We start from the raw sequence: 24,484 nt of genomic DNA on the forward strand, positions 1-24,484 counted from the left end.
GGCGGGGGCGGGGGCGTCAGCGGAGGTGGGGCAGGGCGGCGGTGAGGAAGTCGGCCAGGGCGGCCGGGGAGTCCAGGGTCAGGTCGGCGGCATCGGCCACCTCGTGACCGGTCTCCGGGTTGGCGACGGCGACGCAGACACCGAGGAAGTCGGGATCGGCGGCGGCGCGGGCGCGCAGCGCGGCGAACGCCTTGATGTCGGAGACGTCGTCGCCGAAGTACCAGGCGCCACCGGCGTCCCGGACCGTCTCGCCGATCACCATGCCCTTGTCCCGGTCGACAGGGGGCTTCAGTTCCAGCACCATCCGGCCCGGCTGGGCGCGCAGGCCCAGCCGCTCGGCCTGGGCCCGGCCCCACTCCTGCACCAGGTCGCCGAGCTGCGGGGCGGTACGCCAGTGCAGCGCCACGGAGAGCCGCTTGAACTCGACGAGCGCGCCGGGCGGCAGTTCGGCGCGGGCCTGCTCGGCCAGCTCCGACATGGTCGGCACCCACGGCAGGGCGGCCGGCTCGGTGACCGTCTCGCCGCCGGAGTGGCTGTGCTCCAGGCCGTAGAGCCCGTACAGGTCGATGCCGGCGAGGCCGCCGAGGTGGTCACGCAGGAAGTCCACCGGGCGGGCGGAGACGATGGCGATCCGGCGGACGTGCGGGGCGAGCGCCTCCAGCGCGGTGAGCACGTTGGGCGCGGGCCGTACGGCCGTGGGGTCGTCGTCGACGGGCGCCAGTGTGCCGTCGAAGTCGAAGAAGAGGACGACGTCACCCGCGCGGTCAGCGGTCGCACGCCATGCGTGCTCCGCGTTCAACGGGGTCTTCGGCTGCTGGTTGCCCAGATTCAACGGCGGCACGCGCGTCAGCGTACCCCGCGCCGGGCGGCGTATTCGTGGCCGAGATGTGACGTCGGAACGACGTGGGGATCAGCGTTCGGCGGCTCCTCGTCCCCGGCGACCGAACGGCACCACGGCCGCCTCCTGCCCGTGGCTGAGCAGGTAGCCCTCCACGAAGCCGGTGTTGCGGTCGCCGGTGTGTGCCTCGATCTCGTTGAGCCGCGCCACCAGGAACTCGGTGAGCGCGCTGACCCGGTCGTTGAGCCGATCGTGCAGCTCGGCGACGACGGCGAGGATCACCGCGGTGCCGGCCGTGGTGAGCGCGAAGAGGTTGACGACCAGGGGAAGCTGCCCGCCGTCCAGTACGCCGACCACCACGTTGCCGGTCACGCACGATGTCAGCGACACCACCGCGACCACGACTGCCAACCATTTCAGGGTCATGGACAGACCCCTCCTTCTGTCCCGCAGGGCTGGGTTCGGCTGTGTCCCGTCCCCCCGCCGATGACGAGCCCCTAGCAGTACAAACGTGGACGCTAGCGGGTCCGATCCGTCCCCGAGGCGAAACGATCGGGTCCGACCTTCCGTTCTTTCGCCATCTGAGGAACTACCCGGCTTGTTTGCCCCTATTTCGGACACCGCTCGGCAGAGTCGGGCGATATGCGAGGTAACGAATGGTTTCTCGAATGTGGAACTTCTCCGCGTCGGAGACGTTCGGATCGACCAGCCGGCGCAGCAGCGCCTCCACGTCCGGGTCCATCGGGGGCGGGGTCGGCGCGGTACGCGGTCCGGCGGCCCGGTCCCAGCCGAGCGCGATGAACGCGGCGGCGGGGTCGAGCCCCAGCCCTTCGCAGAAGGCGACGACCCGTTCCGCCTCCGGGTCGCTGGCCCAGTCGCCGCGTACCCATCGGTTGATGGTCTGGCGGGAGACGCCGGTGCGCCGGGAGACCTCGGTGCCGCTCCAGGCCCGCAGTGCGCGGGCGTCGTCGAGCGCGCGCCGGACGAAGGTGGCGAACGCGATCTTCCGTGCGTTGGTCGTCTCGGTCACCCCGTGACGGTACGGCCAGTCGGTCCCTAGAGGACGGCTCGGCGCGCTGCTGTCACGCCGACGTGACGATGATCCGGGATTTCCGGTAAACGATTCAGTGCTGCTCCTGAGGGGTGTCACCCGGGCAGAATAGATGGACACGAGTACGGCGGCAAAGGCCTGAAAAGCTGATACTGTCACGCTCATGAGACAACTTACGGTGTGTCACGTGCTTGAGACGACGAGTGCTCACATGCGTCACTCCGCGGGTGCCGAGGGGGTTTCGTGACCGAGCTCGCGACACGTGCCCAGGCTTTCGGGCTGATCGCGGACGGAGTGTCCGCCGGGCTGAGCGCCCCCTGGCGTCTCTATCTCGCCCGCGGGTGCCGGTATCTCTCACTCAGCGTCGGCGACCGGGGGGAGTGGGACGCCTGGCGGACCCACCTCGGCTGCCCGGAGCTGAGCGTGCGGGTCTACGACTCCGGCGGGGAGATCCGCCGGGCGTCGGTGGCCGAGGTGATCCTCGACGGCTGCCGGATCAGCGTGGAGCTGGTCGAGGAGGTCAGCACCGACGATCTGGAGCGCCTGCTGGTGGTCGACCCGCTGCCCGGGGCGGACGAGCGATGACCCCCTTTCTCGCCGTGGTGCTCGTTCTCCTCCTCGGCTCCACCTGCTACGCGGCCGGGCGCCTGCACGGTCAGCTCAGCTACCGCATCGGCTACCGGTTCGGTTACCGCCAGGGCTACTTCGACGGTGACCGGGGCGCCTGGAACCGCCGTCGGCGTGATGCCCAGGCGGCGATCGCCTCGGCGCTGTCCGGTCCCGGCCCGACCGTGGTGACCTCGGCCGGGCGCTCGGCCGTGCCGTTCGCCGGCACCTCCGTACCCGCAGCGGTCGCCGCCCGGCCCGGCTCGGCCCCGGCCGTCCGCGTCACCGCCACGGCCCAGCTCGGCGCCGTCGGCCGGGTGGGCACCACGTACACCGGATCGTCGTTCGGCGCGGCCGGCGCCGGACCGCGGGCCGGCACGCTGGTGCGCCGCCAGGGCTGAGGCCCGCGCCGCGTCGCGGCGCCGCAGTGGACGACCGGCCGGGGTGCGCGCAGGGGGCATGCATCCCGGCCGGTTCCGGTACGCCGGTCACTCGAACGGGTGTACGTCCGGCGAAGACCGAACGATGATCCACGCGCACCTCTAGCCCCGCGGCCCCGGTGCGATTAGCGTCTAGGCATGGCACGGGGTTTTCCCGGGCCAGCCGGACAGCCCGGACCTGCGTCCTCGCGCACGGGGCCCGCATCCGACCCCGTGTCCTCCGGGCACCGGAAGAGGCGGAACTCGGGTGGCCGGGTGCCCATCCGCGGAGCAGGCCTGTGACCACTCGCCGTACCCCCGCCGGAGCCGAGCAGACCCCGGCCTCGACCGCCCCGACCCGCCGGACCACCCGCAGCCGCCGCGGCGCCGCCGCCGCGGAGGCCGAGGAGCCCCGACCAGCCGGCCCGGCCTTCGTCCTGGACACCTCGGTCCTGCTGTCCGACCCGGCGGCCTTCCACCGCTTCGCCGAGCACGAGGTGGTGCTGCCGCTGGTGGTGATCTCCGAGCTGGAGGGCAAGCGACACCACCCCGAGCTGGGCTGGTTCGCCCGCCAGTCGCTGCGCATGCTGGACGAGCTGCGGGTGCGGCACGGCCGGCTGGACCGCCCGGTGCCCGCCAACGACCAGGGCGGCACGCTGCGGGTGGAGCTGAACCACACCGACGACGGGGTGCTGCCGCCCGGCTTCCGCAACGAGTCGAACGACGCGCGCATCCTGTCCGTGGCGCTCAACCTGGCCGCCGAGGGGCGTGAGGTCACGCTCGTCAGCAAGGACATGCCGCTGCGGGTGAAGGCAGCCTCGGTGGGCCTGCGCGCCGACGAGTACCGGCACGGTCAGGCCAGCGACCCGACCTGGACCGGGATGGCCGAGCTGGACCTGGCCGAGGAGGAGATCGGCCGGCTGTACGCGGGCGAGACGCTCGACGTCGACGCTGCCGCGGGCCTGCCCTGCCACACCGGCCTGGTGCTGCACTCCGGGCGGGGCTCGGCACTGGGCCGGGTGCTGCCGGACAAGACGATCCGGCTGGTCCGGGGCGACCGGGAGGCGTTCGGTGTGCACGGGCGCTCGGCGGAGCAGCGGGTCGCGCTCGACCTGCTGCTGGACGAGTCCATCGGCATCGTGTCGCTCGGTGGACGGGCCGGCACCGGCAAGTCCGCGCTGGCGCTCTGCGCCGGCCTGGAGGCGGTGATGGAGCGGCGCCGGCACAAGAAGGTGATCGTGTTCCGCCCCCTGTACGCGGTCGGCGGCCAGGAACTCGGTTACCTGCCCGGGTCGGAGTCGGAGAAGATGTCGCCCTGGGCGCAGGCGGTCTTCGACACGCTCGGCTCGGTGGTGCACGAGAACGTGCTGGAGGAGGTCACCTCGCGCGGGCTGCTGGAGGTGCTGCCGCTGACCCACATCCGCGGCCGGAGCCTGCACGACGCGTTCGTCATCGTGGACGAGGCGCAGTCGCTGGAGCGGGGCGTACTGCTCACCGTGCTGTCGCGCATCGGCCAGGGGTCGCGGGTGGTGCTCACCCACGACGTGGCCCAGCGGGACAATCTGCGGGTCGGCCGGCACGACGGGGTGACGGCGGTGATCGAGGCGCTGAAGGGGCATCCCCTCTTCGCGCACGTCACGCTCAGCCGATCGGAGCGTTCTCCGATCGCCGCCATGGTCACCGACCTGCTGGAGGACATCCCCGGCTGAGCGCCGCTTTTGCCCTACTTTGTCCGCATTTTTAGGGTGACGCAGATCACTTTTAAGCCCGGCCATTTCCCACTGGCCTCACTGTGCGCAATGGTGTCCATCGAGCGTCACCTACCACTCGGGAGCCGGACACGGCCCGGAGTCACACCGGTACCGGTGCGCTCACGGCACCCGGCGTGACCCGACCCGGCCATGCGCGTGCCGTGTCCCTGCCCCCGACGAAGGGAAACTTCGTGAGTCGGCTGTGGAGCCGGTTCGGCGCCCGTACGGCCGCTGTCGCGCTGCTCTCCGTGGGCGTCGCCGGCGGCTTCTATCTGGGCGAGGATCGACAGACCCAGCAGCAGGGCCTGACCGCGCAGGTCGGCCTGAAGGTCGACCAGACGGAGTACGCGTACCAGCGCGACCGGCTGTCCGACCACCGCGTGGACTCGTCCCGGCAGCGTGCCGCCGAGTACCAGGCGAAGCTGCGTGCCGCCGCGGCGGCGAAGGAGGCCGCCGAGCGGGCCAGAAAGGCCGAGGCGGCCGCCGCCACCCGCAAGAAGGAGCGGGCCGCGGCCGAGGAGGAGGCGGAGGCGAAGGCCAAGCCGTACGACGGCCCGATCCCGTCCTCGTGCGCGGAGTACAGCGGCAACCGGAAGATCGGTTGCGCCATCATGCTCGACAAGGGCTTCGGCATCGACCAGTTCCCCTGTCTGGACAAGCTCTGGACCAAGGAGAGCGGCTGGAACCCGAAGGCCTCCAACAGCTCCTCCGGGGCGTACGGGATCCCGCAGGCGGTGCCGGGCAGCAAGATGGCCTCGGTCGCCGACGACTGGAAGACCAACCCGGCGACCCAGATCACCTGGGGTCTCGGCTACATCAAGGGCCGGTACGACACCCCCTGCGGCGCCTGGCAGAAGTCGCAGAGTTCGGGCTGGTACTGACATCACCACGACGGCGGGACACGCGGACAGACCCGGGTGTCCCGCCGTCGTCGTACCGCCGTCCGACTGGCGGCCTGCCGCATTTGCTGATAGCTCTTGGTAGGTGACCTGGCACGGCGGCCCCAGTGGCGACCCCTACCGGTTCGGCACCGACGCGTTCTATGCGGCGCTCGGCCGGGCCTTCGTCGCCATGTGCGCGGTCGTCCCGGTGCTGTTCCTCATCGAGGCGCTCGACGTCGGCCTGCGACTCGGCCTGGACTACACCGCCGGCATCATCCCGCAGCGGCTCCAGGGCCTGGACGGCGTCTTCTTCTCGCCGTTCCTGCACGCCGGCTGGAACCACCTCTACAGCAACAGCATCCCGCTGATCCTGCTCGGCACGTTCGTGCTCGCCGCGGGCACCCGCCGGTTCCTCTGGTCCACCGCCGTCATCATCCTGGTCAGCGGTCTGGGCGTCTGGTTCACCGGCTCACCCAACTCGGTGGTGGTCGGTGCCAGCGGCGTGATCTTCGGCTACCTCGGCATCCTGCTCACCCGGGGCGTGGTGGAGCGGAGCTGGTGGAACTTCGCCGTCGGCCTGCTGGTCGGGTTGCTCTACGGCTGGCAACTGCTCGGCATCCTGCCGACCGACGAGCGCATCTCCTGGCAGGGCCACCTGTTCGGGCTGCTCGGCGGCGTGGTCGCGGCGATCCTGTTCCGCCGCCGCAACGACACCGGCGAGTCCGACCGCCTCGGCTCACCGAGGATGACGCTGCCCTGACGGCGCGTTGATCGAACCGCGGGACGTCCTTGCCCGCGGCCACCTGCCCGCCTACCGTTTCCGCATCAGCACGGGGTGATCCCGAAGCGGAAAGTGACGGTACGCCATGCGCGAGGTCGATGTCGCCGTGATCGGGGCCGGTCCCGCCGGACTCTTCGCCGCCTACTACGCCGGTTTCCGTGGACTCTCCGTGTCGGTGATCGACGCGCTGCCCGAGCCGGGCGGTCAGGTCACCGCGATGTACCCGGAGAAGCTGATCCTCGACGTCGCCGGCTTCCCCGCGATCAAGGGCCGCGAGCTGGTCACGAACCTGGTCGCCCAGGCCGCGCCGTTCCGTCCCGACTACCGGCTCGGCGTACGCGCGGAGAAGCTGTCCTACCTGGACGGCCGGCCGGTGCTCGGCCTGGCCGGCGGCGAGCAGCTCAGCTGCGGCGCGGTGCTGGTCACCGGCGGGCTCGGCAGCTTCACGCCCCGGCCGCTGCCGGTCGCGGAGAGCTTCACCGGCGGTGGGATCGTCTACTTCGTGCCGCAGCCCACCGAGTTGACCGACCGGCACGTGCTCATCGTCGGCGGCGGCGACTCGGCGTTCGACTGGGCGGCCACGCTCGCGCCGCTGGCCCGGTCGGTGACGCTTGTGCACCGGCGGGACCGCTTCCGGGCGCACGCGGCCACCATCGAGCGTGTCCGCGCGCTGCCGGTGCGGATCGTGGTCAACGCCGAGGTGAGCCGGCTCTACGGCGAGGAGACGGTCACCGGCGCCGAGCTGACCGTACGCGGCGGCGAGGTGGAGACGCTGCCGGTGGACACCGTGGTGGCCGCGCTCGGCTTCACCGCCGACCTCGGTCCGCTCGCCGAGTGGGGGCTGAACCTCGACCGCCGGCACATCGTGGTGGACAGCGCGATGGCCACCAACCTGCCCCGTGTGTTCGCGGCCGGGGACATCACCGAGTACCCGGGCAAGGTCCGCCTGATCGCCACCGGCTTCGGTGAGGCCGCCACCGCCGTCAACAACGCGGCTGTCGTCATCGACCCGACCGCGCACCTGTTCCCGGGTCACTCCTCCGACGGCACCTGACGCCGACCGGCGTCAGGGCAGGCCGACCAGGTCGGCCATCAGGCCGATCTGGTGGTCGAAGTACTCGTCGCGGTGCGGCAGCGCCCGGTTGATCCGGCCGAACAGCTCGAAGCTGATCAGCCCGAACAACTGGGTCCAGCCGGCCATGCCGCGGGCCAGCAGCGCGGGCGGCACGTCCATCCCGATCAGCTCGACCAGTTCGGCCACGTCGCCGCGCAGCGGCTCGGGCAGATCCTCGTCGGGCGGGGCGAGCCGGCCGGAGGCCAGGCCGTCGCGCAGGATGCCGACCAGGGTCACCGGAGGGCGCTGGGCCGGCACGACGGTGTCGTCCGGGGCCGCGTACCCGGGCACCGGGCTGCCGTAGAGCAGCGCGTACTCGGCGGGGTGGTCGAGCGCCCACGCGCGGGCGGCCCGGCAGGCGGCGAGCCAGCGTCCGCGCAGGTCGGCCTGGTCGGCGGCGGCGTCGGCCGCCTCCACCGCGTCGCCGAGCGCGTCGTACGCCTCCAGGATCAGCGCGGTGAGCAGGTCGTCGCGGCTGGGGAAGTAGCGGTAGATCGCCGAGGAGACCATGCCGAGGTCGCGGGCGACCGCGCGCAGGGAGAGGTTCGCGCCGTCGGTGTCCAGGTGGCGGCGGGCGACCGTCTTGATCTCTTCGATCATCCCGGCGCGGACCCGGGCGCGGAGCGAGGGAGCGACCATGCCCCCACTCTGTCACGACGAGAGCAGCAATCAAAAGAGAGAGCACTGCTCTTGACTTGCGCCGCTTCCGTGAGTCATGCTCTGTTCCGAGAGCGGTGCTCTCGATTCGAATTACTGCTTCAGTGAAGGTGGACCTGTCATGGCACTGCACGTGATCGTCGGCGCCGGCCCCGTCGGCACCGCCACCGCCCGCCTCCTCGCCGAGCGCGGCGAGCGGGTGCGGGTGGTCACCCGGCGCGGTACCGGCCCCGAGCATCCGGCGATCGAGCGGGTGGCCGCCGACGCCGCCGACGCGGACCGGCTCGCCGCGCTGACCGAGGGCGCGGACGCGCTCCACAACTGCGCCAACCCGCAGTACCACACGTGGCCGACGGACTGGCCGCCGCTGGCCGCCGCCCTGCTCACCGCCGCCGAGCGCAGCGGCGCCGTGCTCGCCACAGTCGGCAACCTCTACGGGTACGGCCCGGTCGACGCCCCGATGACCGAGGCGACCCCGCTCGCCGCCACCGGCGTCAAGGGCCGCGTCCGCAACCGGATGTGGGCCGACGCGCTGGCCGCCCACCGCGCCGGCCGGGCCCGGGTCACCGAGGTACGCGGCTCCGACTACATCGGCCTCGGCGGCACCTCGCTGCCCATGATGGTGCTGCCCAAGGTGCTCGCCGGGCAGCGGGTGTTCCTGCCGGTCGCCTGGGACGCGCCGCACACCTGGACGTACGTGGGGGACGTGGCCCGTACCCTCGTCGCCGCCGCCACCGACCCGCGCGCCTGGGGACGGGCCTGGCACGTGCCCAGCGCGCCCCCGATGTCCATGCGGGCGCTCGCCGACCGGGCGGCGAAGCGGGCCGGGGCGCCGGCGCCCCGGCTGACCCGGATGCCCTACCCGGTGCTCTGGCTCGGTGGTCTGGCCGACCCGTTCGCCCGGGAGATGCGGGAGACCGCGCACCAGTTCGCCGGGCCGTTCGTGATGGACTCCACCGCGGCCAGCGAGACGTTCGGGATCGAGGGGACGCCGCTGGACCGGGTCGTCGACGAGATGGTGACCGGCCTGCGCGCCGCCGCGCCCGCCGCCGCCCGCTAAGGGCGGCGGGTCGGGCCGAAGGCGGCGACGAGCACGGCGACCATGGTCAGCGCCGCGCCGAGCAGCGTGTCCAGCCCGGGGTGCGAGGCGGCGGTGGGCAGCAGCAGGTCCAGCAGCACCGCACCGACGATCTGCCCGGCGATCGTGGCCAGGCCGAGCAGCAGCACCCCGGTGAACCGGACGAGGGCGGCGGCCAGCGCGATGAACACGATCCCGAGCGGGCCGCCGAGATAGAGCCACGGCTCGTCCGGGAACGCGCCTGCCGGCCGTCCGCGTACCGCCAGGTCCACCGCGAAGGTGACGAGCAGCGCCGCCGTACCGACTGTGAAGTTCACGAGCGTGGCGGTCATGGCACTGCCCGCCGCCGCCCGGACCCGACCGTTGACCGCCTGCTGCCAGGCGATGCCCACCCCCGCCGCCAGCGGCAGCAGCGCCAGCGCCAGCGCGTGCGGGTCGCCGAGCCGGTCGCCCACCGCCAGCAGGACGGCGAGCACTGTGAGCACCGCGCCGATCAGCCGATTCGGGGTGACCGGCTGCCGGCCGGCCGGGCCGATGCCGGCCCGGTCGACGAGCAGGCTGCTGCCGGACTGCCCGGCCACCACCGCGACGGTGAAGACCGCGACGCCGAGCGCGCCGATGGTCAGCCCCTGCGTCGCCACCAGGAACGCGCCGCAGACGCCGCCCAGGCACTGCCAGGGCCGCAGCGCGCCGGAGCGCAGCGCGCCGCGCAGGGCGGCCAGTCCCCGCCGGCCACCGGGGGTGGCGGGGACCAGCACCAGCAGGATCAGCAGGCCCACACCGAACGAGACCACCGCGGCGTCGATCCCGTCGGCCAGGCGTACGCCCAGCTCACCGTTGATCCGGGACTGCACGGCGACCATCACGCCCGAGGCGGTGGCCAACCCGACACCGGCGACACGTCGCCCGGTCGACAGCGTCGGCGGTGCCGGTGGTGCCACCGTCCCGGCTCTGCTCACTCCTGCTCGGCCAGCGGGCGTCCGTCGAAGTCGACAGCCGAGTAGAGGGCGAGCTTCTCCAGGCGGTGGTACGAGTCGATCACCCGGATGGTGCCGCTCTTGGAGCGCATCACGATCGACTGCGTGTACGCGCCGCCGGAGCGGTAGCGCACACCGCGCAGCAGGTCGCCGGAGGTGACACCGGTGGCCACGAAGAAGCAGTTGTCGCCGGTGACCAGGTCGTCGGTGAACAGCACCCGGTCCAGGTCGTGCCCGGCGTCCAGCGCCTTGCGACGCTCGTCGGAGTCCTTCGGCCAGAGCTTGGCCTGCATCATGCCGCCCATGCACTTGAGCGCGCACGCGGCGGTGATGCCCTCCGGGGTGCCGCCGATGCCCATCAGCACGTCCACGTCCGACTCGCCGCGGGCCGCCGCGATGGCGCCCGCGATGTCCCCGTCGGAGATGAGCCGGATCCCGGCACCGGTACGCCGGATCTGCTTGATCAGGTCGTCGTGGCGCGACCGGTCCAGCACGCACACGGTCACCTCGGCGGCGTCGGTGCCCTTGACCTTGGCGATCCGGTTGATGTTCTCGGCCACCCCGGCGTTGATGTCCACCACGTCGGCGTACGTCGGGCCGACCGCCAGCTTCTCCATGTAGAAGACGGCGCTCGGGTCGAACATCGCGCCGCGCTCGGCGACCGCGAGCACCGCCAGCGCGTTCGGCATGCCCTTGCTCATCAGCGTGGTGCCGTCGATCGGGTCGACCGCCACGTCCACCTCGGGGCCGGTCCCGTCGCCGACCTCCTCGCCGTTGAACAGCATGGGGGCGTTGTCCTTCTCGCCCTCGCCGATCACCACGACGCCGCGCATCGGGATCGAGTTGATCAGCTTTCGCATGGCGTCGACTGCTGCGCCGTCGCCGCCTTCCTTGTCGCCCCGGCCGACCCAGCGGCCGGCGGCCATCGCCGCGGCCTCGGTGACCCGGACCAGATCGAGGGCGAGGTTGCGGTCGAGATTCTGGGGCGTCCGCGTCCTGGTGGTTGTCATGGCGGCCTCCTCGCGACGTTGCGGGGTGGGACCGGCGGCCACCGCCGCCGGTTTTGTCGCTGATCCTCACACGATCTCAGGTTCGCCGTCCCGGCGGGGCGGAGGAGGCCAGGATCACGTCACCCGGTGGGCTGCGACAATGGCCGGGTGGAAGCCGCACAGCCTGCCGACCGCACACCGACCGACGCCACCCCGCCGGAGGGCCAGCCGCCGGTCCGACCGGATGGCGCCCCGGCCCCGTCCGAGGGTCAGCCCGCGCTCGTCGCGGACCGGGGCGAGCCGGCCCCCGCGGTGGACACCCCCGCGCCGCCGGCGGGCAAGGAGAAGGCCCGCTCCGAGCGGTCGCCGAAGGACATGGCGCTGTCCCTGCTGATCCTGCTGGTCCCGATCGCGCTGCTGCTCGCCTTCTACCGGGGCTTCCTCGGCGGCGACTCGCCGGTCACAGTCGACCCGGCGCCCGCGCTGGAGCAGGCCCGCTCCGCGAACGCCTTCCCGGTCAGCGAGCCGACCGGGCTGGGCGACGACTGGCGTACGGTCAACGCCCGCTTCCGGACCGAGGCGGACGGCTCGACGCTGCGGATCGGGTACGTGACCCCGGAGGGCCGGGGCGCGCAGCTCGTGGAGAGCAACGTCCCGGCGGAGAAGCTGCTGCCGGCCGAGCTGACCGAGGGGCAGCCGCAGGGCGCGGCCGACCTGCCCGGCGGGCTGAGCTGGCAGCGCTACACGGCACGCGGCAACGAGCAGGCGCTCGTCCTGCTGGAGCCGAACCGTACGGTGATCGTTGTCGGTGACGCGGGGGAGACGGAGCTGCGCAAGCTCGCCACGTCGCTGCGCTGACGTCCTCCCTCCGGGTGACGCGGGATTGCGGAACCCCGCTTCCGGGAACAGAAGGGACATCGAGCCCGGACGACCCACCTGGAGAGGTTGACGTGAAGATTCGACGCTTCAGCGCCACCGCGTTCGCCGCGGCGCTGCTCATTCCCGGCCTGGCGGCCTGCAACGGCAACGGGACGACGTCCGACGCCTCCGCGACCCCGAGCGCCTCCGGCAGCGTCGCACCGAGCGCCACGGCGTCCAGCAGCGCGGCCAAGCAGGCTCTGCTCGACTCCACGAACGCGATCCGTGAGGGGAACTTCAAGTTCTCCATGACCGGCGCGGGCTCCACCGCCGAAGGGCAGGTGCACGAGCCGAGCCAGAGCGCCGACATGCGGATGACCATCGGCGACCCGTCGTCGGACCTGATGATGAAGCTGGACCTGATCCACGCCAAGCCGGACAGCTGGGTCAAGCTGGAACTCGGCGGCACCGCTGCGGCGCAGATCCCCGGCGTGAAGAACCTCAACACCGGCAAGTACCACCACCTCGACCAGAACCGGGTCAAGGGCAACCGGGCGCTGGGCTTCGACTTCGAGAAGCTCGACCCGGCCGGCAGCGCCGTGCTCACCCAGGGCATCACCGAGGTACGGCAGACCGGCGAGGGCGCGTACGAGGGCACCGTCGACGTGTCGAAGGCCGCCGAGGCGGGCTCGCTCGACCCGGCCGTGATCACCGCGCTCGGGGCGCAGGCCCAGTCGGTGCCGTTCACCGCCAAGGTCGACACCCAGGGCCGGCTCAGCGAGATGGTGCTCAAGATCCCGGCTGCCGGGCAGAGCGCCGCGCAGGACCTGAAGATCACCTACACCGACTACGGCAACGCGGCGCCGGCCCAGAAGCCCTCGGCCGACCAGGTCGTCGAGGCCCCCGCCGAGCTGTACAACCTGTTCAACTGAGGTCTGCGGTGGGGTTCGGCGATCGCGCCGAATCCCACCGTCACTCCTCGGCGCGCTGGCGGGCGGCGTCGATGCGGGCGCGGGCGCCGTCCAGCCAGCGCTGGCACACCCCGGCGAGCTGCTCGCCGCGCTCCCAGAGGGCGAGGGACTCCTCCAGCGAGGTGCCGCCCGCCTCCAGCTTCTCCACCACCGAGGCCAGCTCGGCGCGGGCCTGCTCGTAGCTGAGCTGTTCGTCCTGCTTCGTCCCGGTCATCGTCTCTCTTCCCTCAGCCGTCGACGGTGGCGGTCAGCTCGCCCTCGGCGAGGCGTACCCGCAGTGGATCGCCCTTGGCCACCTCGGAGGCCGCGCGGACGACGTGGCCGTCGACGCGCTGCACGATCGCGTAGCCGCGCTCCAGCGTCGCGGCCGGGGACAGCGCGCGCAGCCGAGCCAGCGTGTGCCGCAGGTCGTCGGTGGCACCCCGCAGCCGATGCTCCAGGGACCGGCCGGCGCGGTCGCGCAGCGCGGACACGTCCACCGCCCGCTGCTCGACCATCACCTGCGGCCGGGCCAGCACCGGGCGGGAGCGCAGCAGGTCGATCCGGTGCTGCTCCCGGTCGACCAGGTGACGAACGGCCCGTTCCAGCCGGGACCGGGCCTGGCCGATCAGCCGGGTCTCCTCGGTCAGATCCGGCACGACGCGCTTCGCCGCGTCGGTCGGGGTGGAGGCGCGGACGTCGGCCACGTAGTCGAGCAGCGGCGCGTCCGTCTCGTGGCCGATCGCGCTGACCACCGGCGTGCGGCAGGCGAAGACCGCCCGGCACAGCGCCTCGTCGGAGAAGGGAAGCAGATCCTCGATGCCCCCGCCGCCCCGGGCGATGACGATCACGTCGACGGCCGGGTCGGCGTCGAGCACCTTGAGCGCCCCGACGATGTCCGGCACCGCGCTCGGCCCCTGCACCGCCACGTTGATCGTGCGGAAGTCGACGGCGGGCCAGCGGCGGCGGGCGTTGGTCAGCACGTCCCGCTCGGCCGCCGAGGCTCGGCCGGTGATCAGGCCCACCCGGCCCGGCAGGAACGGCAGCCGCCGCTTGCGGGACCGGTCGAACAGGCCCTCGGCGGCGAGCAGCTTCTTGAGCTTCTCCAGCCGGGCCAGCAGCTCACCGAGGCCGACCTGGCGGATCTCGTCGGCCCGCAGGCTGAGCGTGCCCCGCGCGGCGTAGAACTCGGGTTTGGCGTGCAGCACCACCCGGGCGCCCTCGCGCAGCTCCGGCGCGCCCGCGTCCAGCACGTCGCGGTTGGTGGTGACGGTCAGGCTGAGATCGGCCGACGGGTCGCGCAGCGTGAGGAAGACGGTGCTCGCGCCGGGGCGGCGGCTGATCTGCGCCACCTGGCCGTCGACCCAGACCCAGCCCAGGCGGGCGATCCAGGCGCCCACCTTCTGGCTGACCACCCGGACCGGCCACGGCTCCTCGGCCGTGCTGCGCCCGTCCGACGTGCTCCGCCCGTCAGACGTGCTCCGCCCCTCCTCGCCCGCGCTCACCCGCCCACCCTACGGCCCGGGACCGACAGCACCCGCGTGCGCCTCGCGGCCGCTGCCGCGCGGGAGGGCGGCACGTACGATGGGCGGGTGACTGACGCTGAGACGACTCCCCGGACCGGCAAGCGCGTGCTCCTGGCCAACCCCCGCGGCTACTGCGCGGGTGTGGACCGGGCGGTGCAGACCGTCGAGGAGGCGCTGAAGCTCTACGGCGCGCCGATCTACGTGCGCAAGCAGATCGTGCACAACAAGCACGTGGTGCGCACGCTGGAGGCCCAGGGCGCGATCTTCGTGGAGGAGAACGAGGAGGTGCCGGAGGGCGCCACAGTCATCTTCTCCGCCCACGGCGTCGCCCCCGAGGTCTACGAGCAGGCCAAGCAGCGCTCGCTGCGGGCGATCGATGCCACCTGCCCGCTGGTCACGAAGGTCCACCACGAGGCCCGCCGGTTCGCCGCGCAGGACTACGACATCCTGCTCATCGGGCACGAGGGGCACGAGGAGGTCATCGGCACCGCCGGTGAGGCGCCCGCCCACATCCAGCTCGTCGACGGCCCGGACGGGGTCGACAAGGTCACCGTGCGCGACCCGGAGAAGGTGGTCTGGCTCTCCCAGACCACGCTGTCGGTGGACGAGACGCTGGAGACCGTGGCCCGGCTCAAGAAGCGGCTGCCGCTGCTCCAGTCGCCGCCCAGCGACGACATCTGCTACGCGACCTCCAACCGCCAGCACGTGGTCAAGGAGATCGCCCCCGAGTGCGACGTGGTGATCGTGGTCGGTTCGCGCAACTCCTCGAACTCGGTCCGGCTGGTCGAGGTGGCGCTCGACGCCGGGGCCCGCGCCGGCTACCTGGTCGACTTCGCGCACGAGATCGAGGACGCCTGGCTGACCGGCGCCCGGACCGTGGGCGTGACCTCCGGCGCGAGCGTGCCGGACGAACTGGTCCAGCAGGTGCTCGCGCACCTCGCCGAGCGCGGCTTCGGCGACGTCGAGGAGATCACCACCGCCGACGAGCGGCTGACGTTCTCGCTGCCGCAGGAGCTCAAGCGCGACATGAAGGCCGCCGCCGCGGCCCGCGGCTGACCGGGAACGGATCGGCCGTCGGCCGCGTCCAACCAACCATGAAGACTCCTCGTACGGTGCTCGTCGCACTGCTCGCCGGTCTCGCGCTGACCGCCTGCGCCGCACCCGGCGACGGGTCCGCCGATTCCGACCCGAGCCCGAGTACGACGGGAGCCGCCCCGGTGACCAGCCAGCCCGACCCCGGCACCAGCCCGAGCCGTCCGGACCCCTCCTGGAAGGGCGGGCCGTCGACCCCGCCGGGTGTCGGCGGCACCGTCATCAGCGGCACGGTGCAGGCCGGCGTCGAGCCGAACTGTCTGCTGCTCGACGGCCACCTGCTCGTCGGTGGCCCGCGCGACGTGCTCAAGGCCGGCGCCAAGGTCGAGGTCACCGGCCGCCCCGAGCCGGGCATGATGACCACCTGCCAGCAGGGCACCCCGTTCGTGGTCGAGTCCGCCCGCCCCGCCTGACGACACGAAGGAGCCCCGCCCCCTGCGAGAGGGGACGGGGCTCCTTCGTGTCAGCGGATCAGCCGACCGAGACGACCTCCACCGAACCGCGGCCGACGACCGCGCCCTCGGTGGTGGTGACGGCCATGTCGCCGTACAGCTCCCGGCCGGCGGCCGGGGTGGACAGGGCGGTCACCGCACCGGTGAGGGTGGCGGTGGCGCCGTTGGCCAGGGACAGCGGCGTGGACGGGGCGGAGAGCGTGCCCAGCGCCGGGGACGCGAACGAGTCCCGGTAGTCGTACGCGGTGCTCGGGTCGCTCATCGAGTAACCGTCGACCACGACCCGGTAGGTGCCGGGCGCCGGGTTGGTCAGCGTGACGGCCTCCTCCGAGTCACCGTCGGCTGCCTGCCCCACCTGAGTGGTGCCGCGGAACACCGTCAGGTCCAGGTCGGCGCTCAGGTCGGACGGGTTGCCGATCCGGGCGGTGAACGAGGTGGCGCCCGCGGGCACCTCCACCACGTACTCCTGGCTGGCGCCCTCGGTGATGCTCGGCCGCTCGGTCCGGACGCTGGCCAGCGGGCCGCCGACGCCGGTCACCTGGACCGGGCCGAAGGTGTTGGTCAGGCTCCAGCTCACCGGGGACGGGGTGCCGGCGGTGACCGACGGGAGCTGGACGACGGCCGGCTCCACCTTGACGCCCTGCACGCGGGCCTGGAGCCGGAACGGGTTGTCCAGCGCCGGCGAGGTGCGACGCGCCTCCACCTCGATCTCCCACACGCCCGGCAGCGGGTTCTGGTAGTCCCGCTCCTGCGGCTTGCAGACCGCGGCGTCGGAGAAGTTGGTGTAGCAGGCGGTGCTGGCGGTGCTCTCGACCGGCACGCCGTACGGGTTGATGGCGATGAACCGGGTCTGCGAGCCGGTCGCGATGCCGGACAGGTTGACCTGGAGCGCGCCCGCACCCGGCGGGACGGTCACGAAGTACGACCGGAAGCCGTTGCGCTCGACCGAGCCGTCGGCCGAGAACGAGAACGCCGGAGCGGCGACCGGGTTCGAGGCGATCACGATGGTGGCGACCTCGAAGTCGACGACGGAGGTGGCCGGGTCGTCGACGGTCATGATGGCGCCGTGCGCGCCGGCGGTCATCGGCTTGGCCTTCACCTTGACGGTGACGGTCTTGTTCAGCGGCAGCCAGACCACCTTGGGGGCGCTGTAGGTGCCGTCGTTGCCGCGGAAGGCGACCTCGTGCTTGACGCCCTTGTTCGGGCCGCTGGTACGGGTCAGCTTCACCTCGTAGTGGCGGCTCTCCTTGACCTTCTGGCCACCACGGTCGGCGGCGCAGCGGTTGTAGAGGCCGGTGCCGACGTTCGGGTTCGGCACGAACGTGCCGGAGGCCCGGTCGTAGCGGGTCAGGTTCGGCGACAGCTCGGTGCAGACCGGCGCCTCGGAGGTGTAGGTGCGGGTCTGCACGCCCTTGGCGAGCAGGCTCCACGCGCCCGGCACGTTGAACATGCCGTAGCCCTGCGCGTACGTCGGGACGCCGGTGATCGGCTGGCCCGAGGTGTAGACGGCCCGGCGCAGCGCGGCCGGGGTGACGCCCTTGCCGGTCGCCTTGGCGGCCGACAGCAGCAGCGCGGCGGCGCCGGTGGCCTGCGGGGCGGCCATCGAGGTGCCGTTGAGCATCTGGTAGCCCGGGGGCAGCGGGTAGCCCGCCTCCGGCACCGGGTTGCCCGCCTGCCAGGTCGGCGCGGTGGAGATGGCCGAGCCGGGGGCGGTGATGTTCGGCTTGAAGCCGCCGTCCTCACGCGGGCCGCGCGAGGAGAAGTTGAACAGCGCGTTGTCCTTGCGGACCACCGAACCGTAGTTGGCCAGCCAGGTGTCCTTGCTGACGCTCGCCGCGACGCTCACCACGTCGGTGGCGACCGACGGGTCACCGACCGTGTTCACGCCCGGACCGGAGTTGCCGGCCGAGATGAACAGCTGCACACCGTAGGTGTTGATCAGGTCGTTGTAGAGGACCGCGCGGGCGTTCGAGCCGTCGTTGAGCGCGGGCAGACCGCCGATCGACATGTTCACCACGTCGACCTTGCGGTTGATCACCAGGTCGGCCATGCCGGTGGTGAGTGCCGCCGCGGTGCAGCCGCCACCCCACGAGCAGGCGCGGGCGGAGACCAGCTTGGCGCCCGGGGCGGCGCCGTCGAAGGCGCTGTTACCCAGCATGTCGTTGGCGGCGGTGATGCCGGCGACGTGGGTGCCGTGGGTGCTCTCGATGATGCCGATGTTGACGTAGTCGACCAGACCGGGGCCGCCGACCGGGGCGGTGTTCACGTTGCGCCGGTACTCGACGACGAACGGGATCTGCTCGCGTACCGCGGTGGCGGGGTTGTCGGTGCCGAAGCGGCCGACCTGGAACCGCTCCTTGTACGGCCGCATCACCTCGTCGTCGGTGAAGTCGTTGTTCTGGTTCGCGTCGACGCGCACGTCACCGTTGGCGGGGTTGTAGAGCACGCCCCAGAAGTCGGTGGTGTCGCCGTCGCGGTTGAGGTCACCGCGCGCGTCGCTGTTCGCGGTGATGTTTTCGCGGAAGACGTTGAACCGGTAGTTGCCGGCCGGTGCGGTCCACGTGCCGAGCGAGGTGGTGAACGCCGGGCCACTGACCTCGGTCAGCATCGGCCGCCAGGAGGCGTCCTCCAGCGGGTCGGTGGCGGTGACCCAGTCGACGATCTTGCGCTCGCCGGTGGTGGTCGTCTGGAGTGCCGGCTGGTCGAGGTCCACACCGGAGTCCATGATGCCGATGGTGACGCCGCGGCCGTCCCACTCCGGGTGCGCGGCCTTGAAGGCCTCCGCGCCGGTCTCGTTGGTCGGCATGTACGGGTTCACCGCACCGGTGTCACCGCCCGGCCCGGCCAGCGCCTGAGCCTGGGTGGCGGACTTGGCGCCCTTCGGTGCCGCCTCGGGCGCCGGGTCGGGGAGCTTGATGGTCTCGTCCAGGTCGACGGCGGCGACACCGGGCAGCGTGGCGGCCTTGAGCGCCTTCGCGGTGGGGACCTTCGCCAGCACGTAGCCGATCTGGTCGTACCGCTGGCTGACAGTGGCGCCGAGGCCGGTCAGGCCGTCGACGACCTTCTCGGCCGAGCCCTTCTTCGCCGCGATGATCATCGTGACGGTCGGCGCGTTCTTCGCCTCGGCCTCGTCGAGCAGCTTGGCGTCGTGTGCGCCCAGTGCCTTCGCGGCGGCCGGCAGCGAGGGGTCGGCGGCGGGGGCGGCGCTCGCGGTACCGGCGCCACCTCCCACGGTCAGGGCGCTGGCCGCGAGGACCGAGGCCAGAAGCGCGGCGGACGGTCGCCGGCTGCGCGTGCGGGGTTTACTCAACGTTCTCTTCCTCCAGAGAACAGGGCCCTCGAGGGGCAGGGCACGTGTGACGGTGATCCTGCGTGTCACGACGACATGTGTCACTACCCGGCCTCGGTTTGTGATCAGTCCGTGACACGGATCGGTCTACGTCACCGCGCGTGCCGTGTTAGGCGTCGACGTCCGTCGACCTTTCGGCCGATGTGGACGGCGTGCCCAGCAACTCGGGTGCCTGCGGCTGCCTCGGCGCCAGCTCGACCTGCGCCGGCGCGGCCAGCTCGTCGTCGGAGACGCCCAGCTCGGCCAGCTTGCGGGCGCTGACGAGCACCCGCGCCTCCAGCGACCCCACCGCCCGGTTGTACGCCGTCACCGCACCGCTCAGCGAACTGCCGAGCTTGCCCACGTGGTCGCCCAGTGTGGACAGCCGCCCGTACAGCTCGCGGGCCAGCGAGTGGACGGTGGCGGCGTTACGCGCCAGCGCCTCCTGCCGCCACGAGTAGGCCACAGTGCGCAGCAGCGCCACCAGCGTGGCCGGCGTGGCGAGCACCACGTTGCGGGCGAACGCGTGCTCCAGCAGGGACGGGTCGCGTTGCAGTGCCACGTCGAGGAACGGGTCCGCCGGCACGAACAGCACCACGAACTCGGGCGTCTGGTCGAACGCCGACCAGTAGGACTTGGCCGCCAGGCCGTCCACGTGCGCGCGCAGGTGCCGGGCGTGCGCGTCCAGGTGGGTGTCGCGCCCCCGCTCGTCGCGCGCCTCCATCGCGGTCAGGTACGCGTCGAACGGCGCCTTCGCGTCCACCACCACCGTCCGGCCGCCGTGCAGCCGCACCACCAGGTCGGGGCGTACCCCCTGGTGGTCGGTCGCGGCGGTGACCTGCTCGCTGAAGTCGCAGTGTTCGAGCATGCCGGCGGCCTCGACGATCCGGCGGAGCTGGTGCTCGCCCCAGCGGCCCCGCACCTGCGGCGCGCGCAGCGCGGCGACCAGCTGCTTGGTCTCGGTGCGCAGCTCGCCGGAGACGGCGCTCATGGACCGCACCTGCTCGCGCAGTTCGGCGTACGCGTCGACGCGGTCCCGCTCCAGCTCCGCCACCCGCTGCTCGTAGCGGCGCAGCGTGTCGTGCAGCGGCGCGACCGCGCGGGCCACCGCCTCCTGGGACTGCGCCGTCGCCTCGTAGCTGAGCGCCCGCATGGACTGCTCCAGCCGGCCCTCGCCGGCCTGGGTGGCGGCGAGTGTCGCCTCCAGGCGGGCGATGTCGGCCGCGGCGCGCGCCCGCGCGGCCAGCCAGCCCACCGCGCCGCCCGCGGCGAGGCAGAGCACCACCACGGCCAGCGTCGCAAAGCTCATGGCCAAGAGCTTGCCAAACGGGTACGACGAGCGCCCGGTGGGTACGTTCGAGTCATGGAGTTCGCGTTGTGGCTGGTCCTGATCCTGCTGCTCGGAGGTGCGTTCGTGTTCTGGCGGAGGGGGAGCAGATCGCGCCGGGCGAACGAGCTGGCCGACGCCCGCGCCGAGGCGCAGCGCTGGTACGAGCGGCTCGGCGGCCAGCTGATGAACCTGCACGGCGACGCTCCCGCGGTCCGGCAGGCGCTCGCCGACGCCGGTGAGCGGTACAACGCGGCCGGTTCGCAGCTGGAGCAGGCGACCACGCCGCGCCAGTTCGGGCTGGCCCGGGAGACCGCGCTGGAAGGGCTGGCGTACATCCGGGCGGCGCGGACCGCGATGGGCATCGACCCGGGCCCGGAGCTGCCGCCGCTCGCCGCTGCCCAGGGCGCCGGCGCGATCACCAAGGAGCGCCAGGTCGACGTGCAGGGGCAGACGTTCCGGGCCGGCCCGCAGCCGGGAAACGCGACGCCCTACTACTACCCGGGTGGCCGGTTCCAGGGGCGGCCGGTGCCGGCCGGCTGGTACTCCACGCCGTGGTGGAAGACCGCGCTCGGCGCAGGCGTCGGTGTGGTCGGCGGTCTCCTGATCGCGGACGCGCTGTTCTCACCCGCGTTCGCCGACCCCGGGTACGACGCCGGCTACCAGGAGGGCTTCGGCGACGGCCAGGACTTCGGCGACCAGGGCGGCGACATGGGCGGCGGCGACACGGGCGGCGGTGGTGACTACGCCGGTGGCGACTTCGGCGGCGGCGACTACGGCGGCGGCGACTTCGGTGGCTTCGGCGGCGGGGACTTCGGTGGTGACTTCGGCGGCGGCGACTTCTAGTCGACGCCGCCGCCCCAGGCGCCGCGCGTCGGGCGCCGCTCGCGTCGGGCACCGCTCGCGGCGCGCCGGGCGCAGGCGTTAAGAAGGGCCCCCTCTTATGCACGAGGCGTTAAGAGGGGGCCCTTCCTTACATCTCAGCCGGTGTTGCGCATGCCGGCGGCGATGCCGTTGACGGTGGTCAGCAGCGCCCGCTCCAGCGCCGTACCGTCGTTCGGGGCCCGCCGCCCACCCGGCGCGGTCACCACCGCACGCCCGGCGGCGCCGGATTCGCGGTACTGCCGCAGCAACGCCACCTGGAGGTGGTGCAGCGGCTCCAGGTAGGTGTCCCGCACGGCGAGCGTGCGCTGGAGCACCGGCGAGTTGTCCAGCAGCGCCGGTGCGGCGGTGACCGCGAGCACCTCCTGCTTGGTCAGCTCGTACTCCTGCTCGATCTTGTCGAAGATCGGGTGCAGCTTCTTCGGCACCAGCGTCTCGACGTAGCGCCGGGCGATGGTCAGGTCGGTCTTGGTCAGCATCATCTCGACGTTCGACAGGAACGTGCGGAAGAAGTGCCAGTTCCGGTTCATCTCGGCGAGCACGTCGGCCAGCCCGGCCGCCCGCGCGGCGGCCAGACCGGAACCCACGCCGAACCAGCCCGGCACGATCTGCCGGGTCTGCGTCCAGCCGAACACCCACGGGATGGCGCGCAGGCCGGACAGGCCGGCGCCGGTGTTCGGGCGCTTCGCCGGCCGGGAGCCGATGTTCAGCGCGCCCAGCAGCTCGGTCGGGGTGGAGGCCCAGAAGTACGCGGGCAGGTCCGGGTCCTCGACCAGCGACCGGTACGACCGGAACGCGGACTCGGACACCACGTCCATCGCCGCGTCCCAGCGCTCCAGCATCTCGGCCGGCTGCCGGGGCGCGGTGTGCAGCAGCGTGGCCTGGAGCACCGCCGCCACCGTCAGTTCGAGGTTCTCCCGGGCCAGCGCCGGCAGCGTGTACTTGTCGGAGATGACCTCGCCCTGCTCGGTCACCTTGATCGCGCCGTCGAGCGTGCCGTACGGCTGAGCCAGGATCGCGTCGTGGGTGGGGCCGCCACCACGGCCGACGGTGCCGCCGCGGCCGTGGAACAACCGCAGGTGTACGCCGTGCCGCGCGGCCACGTCCCGCAGCGAGCGCTGCGCCCGGTGGATGGACCACTGGCTGGTGGTGATGCCCGCCTCCTTGTTGGAGTCGGAGTAGCCGAGCATCACCTCCTGCACGTCGCCCCGGGCCGCCACGAGCGCCCGGTACGCGGGCAGCGACAGCAGCTCGTCCAGCAGCTCACCACCGGCGTTCAGCTCGGCCGGGGTCTCCAGCAGCGGCACGATGCCGATGCGGGCCCGCCCGGAGTGCACGTCCACCAGGCCGGCCTCGCGGGCCAGCACCACGGCGGCCAGCACGTCGTCGACGCCGAGCGTCATCGAGATGATGTACGACTCGATGACCTCGGGGCCGAACCGGTCCTGCGCCTCGCGGATCGCCGCGAACACGTCGAACGTCTTGCGGGCCGACTCGGTGAGCGGGCTGTCCTGGGTGGAGAGCGGCCGCCGGCCGGTCAGCTCGTCGGCGAGCAGCTTGGTGCGCTCCAGCCGGGACAGCGCCGGGTAGTCGGAGACCTCGCCGACCGCCTCGTAGAGCTGGGCCAGCACCTCGTGGTGCTTCTCCGCGTGCTCCCGGATGTCCATGGTGGCCAGGTGCAGGCCGAACGCGGACACCGTACGGATGGCCGAGGCCAGCCGCCCGACGGCGGTGAGCTGGCCGGAGTTGCGGGCCAGCGACGCGCGCAGCAGTTCCAGGTCGGCGATCAGCTCGGACGAGCCCCGGTAGTCCCGCCCCGGCACGTGCGGGGTGTCGGCACGCAGCCGCTCCCGGGTGTTGGCGAGCTTCGCCTTCACGCACCGCGCCTTGAGCCGGTACGGCTCCTCCGCGTTGACCCGGCGGAACCGGGGCGCCACCTCGGGCAGCGCGTCCAGGTCCTTGGCGAGGCTGGCGGACAGGTCGAGCGACACCGCACGCAGCCGCCGGGACACGCTGACCTCGGTGATCAGCTCGTCCATCGCCTTCTCGGTGGCGGCGATGCCGTGCTCGTGCTGGATGCGCAGCACCTCGCGGGTGACCACCGGCGTGACGAACGGGTTGCCGTCGCGGTCACCGCCGATCCAGGTGCCGAAGCTCAGCGGGCGGGACGTCGGCGACGTCTCCACGCCGAGCGTGCGCAGCGTGTCGGCGAGGTCGTCGAGGACCTGGGGCGCGGCCTCGGCGTACAGGTCGCGCAGGTAGTAGATCGCGTTGCGCGCCTCGTCGGTCGGGTCCGGCCGGTCCAGCCGCAGCTCGTCGGTCTGCCACATGAGATCGAGCAGTTCGGCCAGGCGCCGGTTCGCCGGGCCCTCGTCGCTGGCGCCGTACAGGATCGCGTTCGCGGTCTCGGTGTCCAGCTCGTCGGCGACGGCGCGCAGCTTGGACAGGATGGACCGGCGGGCCGCCTCGGTGGGGTGGGCGGTGAAGACCGGTCGTACGGCCAGCCGGCGGGCCGCGGCGGCGATCTCCTCGGCCGGTACGCCGCGCTCGGCGATCATCTTGGCCGCCTGGTCCAGCCAGCCGCCGTGTGTGGCGCGGCGGCGGCGCAGGTCCCGGGCGCGGTGCACCTGCTCGGTGATGTTCGCCAGGTGGAAGTAGGTGGAGAAGGCGCGGGCCAGCTTCGTGCCGGTGGTGACGTCGAGCCCGGCGAGGCGCTGGGCCGCGGCCGGTACGTCGGAGCGGACCTGGGCGCGGATCTCCTCGACCAGGTCGAGCAGCGGGCGGCCCTCCTGCCGGGCGAGGGTCTGCCCGAGCAGCGTGCCGAGGCGGCGGATGTCGGCCCGGAGAGCGGCGTCGGGGCCGTCGTGGTCGTGCTGGTCGGTCACGGTTGCGCTCCTTACGCGAGGACGAAGGACAGCGCTGTCCGA

Annotated in this window: 23 protein-coding genes; 12 read left to right on the top strand and 11 right to left on the bottom strand. The window is 72.5% G+C overall.

Annotation, left to right across the window (positions count from 1 at the left end):
• Positions 1-16 precede the first annotated feature (16 nt).
• From otsB to IF06_RS0110980, 3 genes are all read right to left on the bottom strand, one after another.
• Positions 17-841: a trehalose-phosphatase gene (gene otsB, locus IF06_RS0110970; RefSeq protein ID WP_013284061.1), complete on the bottom strand. Its 825-nt coding sequence runs from the start codon at positions 839-841 to the stop codon at positions 17-19.
• Positions 842-910: 69 nt separating this feature from the next.
• Positions 911-1,264: a hypothetical protein gene (locus IF06_RS0110975; RefSeq protein WP_013284062.1), complete on the bottom strand. Its 354-nt coding sequence runs from the start codon at positions 1,262-1,264 to the stop codon at positions 911-913.
• 163 nt (positions 1,265-1,427) lie between these two features.
• The gene (locus IF06_RS0110980) at positions 1,428-1,868 is read right to left on the bottom strand and encodes an XRE family transcriptional regulator (protein ID WP_030270727.1); all 441 of its coding nucleotides are present in this window, start codon (positions 1,866-1,868) and stop codon (positions 1,428-1,430) included.
• A gap of 264 nt (positions 1,869-2,132) precedes the next feature.
• Between IF06_RS0110980 and IF06_RS0110985 the strand changes: the two genes are divergently transcribed.
• The 6 genes from IF06_RS0110985 (at position 2,133) to IF06_RS0111010 (ending at position 7,381) form a co-directional block, all read left to right on the top strand.
• Positions 2,133-2,474 (top strand): hypothetical protein, encoded by a 342-nt coding sequence (locus IF06_RS0110985; protein WP_013284064.1) that lies wholly within the window; start codon positions 2,133-2,135, stop codon positions 2,472-2,474.
• Positions 2,471-2,896 (top strand): hypothetical protein, encoded by a 426-nt coding sequence (locus IF06_RS0110990; RefSeq protein ID WP_013474019.1) that lies wholly within the window; start codon positions 2,471-2,473, stop codon positions 2,894-2,896. Before IF06_RS0110985 ends, IF06_RS0110990 begins: the two co-directional genes overlap by 4 nt.
• Before the next feature lie 317 nt (positions 2,897-3,213).
• Complete coding sequence (locus IF06_RS0110995; RefSeq protein ID WP_013284066.1) at positions 3,214-4,623, top strand: PhoH family protein; 1,410 nt, start codon at positions 3,214-3,216, stop codon at positions 4,621-4,623.
• A 233-nt stretch (positions 4,624-4,856) separates the two neighbouring features.
• Positions 4,857-5,546 (top strand): transglycosylase SLT domain-containing protein, encoded by a 690-nt coding sequence (locus IF06_RS0111000; protein ID WP_030270729.1) that lies wholly within the window; start codon positions 4,857-4,859, stop codon positions 5,544-5,546.
• A 103-nt stretch (positions 5,547-5,649) separates the two neighbouring features.
• Entirely contained in the window at positions 5,650-6,306 is a 657-nt protein-coding gene (locus tag IF06_RS0111005) for a rhomboid family intramembrane serine protease (protein ID WP_013284068.1), read from the top strand.
• 106 nt (positions 6,307-6,412) lie between these two features.
• On the top strand, positions 6,413-7,381 hold the full coding sequence (locus tag IF06_RS0111010; RefSeq protein ID WP_013284069.1) for an NAD(P)/FAD-dependent oxidoreductase: 969 nt from the start codon (positions 6,413-6,415) through the stop codon (positions 7,379-7,381).
• Between the two features lie 12 nt (positions 7,382-7,393).
• Here the strand turns inward: IF06_RS0111010 and IF06_RS0111015 are convergent, their stop codons facing one another.
• Positions 7,394-8,080 carry a TetR/AcrR family transcriptional regulator gene (locus IF06_RS0111015; protein WP_013474022.1) on the bottom strand — a complete coding sequence of 229 codons (687 nt, stop codon included), beginning with the start codon at positions 8,078-8,080 and terminating at the stop codon, positions 7,394-7,396.
• Positions 8,081-8,219: 139 nt separating this feature from the next.
• On the opposite strand from IF06_RS0111015, the gene IF06_RS0111020 reads away from it, so the two are divergent.
• Positions 8,220-9,158 carry an NAD-dependent epimerase/dehydratase family protein gene (locus tag IF06_RS0111020; RefSeq protein ID WP_030270731.1) on the top strand — a complete coding sequence of 313 codons (939 nt, stop codon included), beginning with the start codon at positions 8,220-8,222 and terminating at the stop codon, positions 9,156-9,158.
• Here IF06_RS0111020 and IF06_RS0111025 read toward each other — a convergent pair.
• Positions 9,155-10,135: a DMT family transporter gene (locus tag IF06_RS0111025; protein WP_052166157.1), complete on the bottom strand. Its 981-nt coding sequence runs from the start codon at positions 10,133-10,135 to the stop codon at positions 9,155-9,157. The genes IF06_RS0111020 and IF06_RS0111025 overlap by 4 nt on opposite strands.
• Positions 10,132-11,163 (bottom strand): class II fructose-bisphosphatase, encoded by a 1,032-nt coding sequence (glpX, locus tag IF06_RS0111030; RefSeq protein ID WP_030270735.1) that lies wholly within the window; start codon positions 11,161-11,163, stop codon positions 10,132-10,134. Before glpX ends, IF06_RS0111025 begins: the two co-directional genes overlap by 4 nt.
• A gap of 147 nt (positions 11,164-11,310) precedes the next feature.
• Here glpX and IF06_RS0111035 point away from each other — a divergent pair, with 147 nt between their 5' ends.
• Positions 11,311-12,000, top strand: a complete 690-nt coding sequence (locus IF06_RS0111035; RefSeq protein ID WP_030270737.1) for a DUF4245 domain-containing protein — start codon at positions 11,311-11,313, stop codon at positions 11,998-12,000.
• Between the two features lie 92 nt (positions 12,001-12,092).
• Entirely contained in the window at positions 12,093-12,932 is an 840-nt protein-coding gene (locus IF06_RS0111040; protein ID WP_013284075.1) for a hypothetical protein, read from the top strand.
• A gap of 40 nt (positions 12,933-12,972) precedes the next feature.
• Here the strand turns inward: IF06_RS0111040 and IF06_RS0111045 are convergent, their stop codons facing one another.
• A complete protein-coding gene (locus tag IF06_RS0111045) occupies positions 12,973-13,185 on the bottom strand; it encodes an exodeoxyribonuclease VII small subunit (protein ID WP_013284076.1) in 213 nt (70 codons plus the stop codon).
• 13 nt (positions 13,186-13,198) lie between these two features.
• Positions 13,199-14,455 (bottom strand): exodeoxyribonuclease VII large subunit, encoded by a 1,257-nt coding sequence (gene xseA, locus IF06_RS0111050; protein ID WP_084588805.1) that lies wholly within the window; start codon positions 14,453-14,455, stop codon positions 13,199-13,201.
• Positions 14,456-14,542: 87 nt separating this feature from the next.
• Here xseA and IF06_RS0111055 point away from each other — a divergent pair, with 87 nt between their 5' ends.
• Together IF06_RS0111055 and IF06_RS0111060 are read left to right on the top strand one after the other, a co-directional pair.
• A complete protein-coding gene (locus IF06_RS0111055) occupies positions 14,543-15,532 on the top strand; it encodes a 4-hydroxy-3-methylbut-2-enyl diphosphate reductase (RefSeq protein ID WP_030270742.1) in 990 nt (329 codons plus the stop codon).
• A 38-nt stretch (positions 15,533-15,570) separates the two neighbouring features.
• Positions 15,571-15,981 carry a hypothetical protein gene (locus IF06_RS0111060; protein ID WP_030270744.1) on the top strand — a complete coding sequence of 137 codons (411 nt, stop codon included), beginning with the start codon at positions 15,571-15,573 and terminating at the stop codon, positions 15,979-15,981.
• A 58-nt stretch (positions 15,982-16,039) separates the two neighbouring features.
• Here IF06_RS0111060 and IF06_RS0111065 read toward each other — a convergent pair whose 3' ends face one another.
• Positions 16,040-19,330: a S8 family serine peptidase gene (locus IF06_RS0111065; RefSeq protein ID WP_030270747.1), complete on the bottom strand. Its 3,291-nt coding sequence runs from the start codon at positions 19,328-19,330 to the stop codon at positions 16,040-16,042.
• Positions 19,331-19,478: 148 nt separating this feature from the next.
• A complete protein-coding gene (locus IF06_RS0111070; protein ID WP_013284081.1) occupies positions 19,479-20,657 on the bottom strand; it encodes a DNA recombination protein RmuC in 1,179 nt (392 codons plus the stop codon).
• Between the two features lie 54 nt (positions 20,658-20,711).
• Here IF06_RS0111070 and IF06_RS0111075 point away from each other — a divergent pair, with 54 nt between their 5' ends.
• Positions 20,712-21,521: a hypothetical protein gene (locus IF06_RS0111075; protein ID WP_030270749.1), complete on the top strand. Its 810-nt coding sequence runs from the start codon at positions 20,712-20,714 to the stop codon at positions 21,519-21,521.
• A gap of 134 nt (positions 21,522-21,655) precedes the next feature.
• Here the strand turns inward: IF06_RS0111075 and ppc are convergent, their stop codons facing one another.
• Entirely contained in the window at positions 21,656-24,442 is a 2,787-nt protein-coding gene (ppc, locus tag IF06_RS0111080) for a phosphoenolpyruvate carboxylase (RefSeq protein WP_013284083.1), read from the bottom strand.
• Positions 24,443-24,484 lie beyond the last annotated feature (42 nt).

This window comes from Micromonospora globosa, assembly GCF_000717585.1.
Classification (GTDB): domain Bacteria; phylum Actinomycetota; class Actinomycetes; order Mycobacteriales; family Micromonosporaceae; genus Micromonospora; species Micromonospora aurantiaca.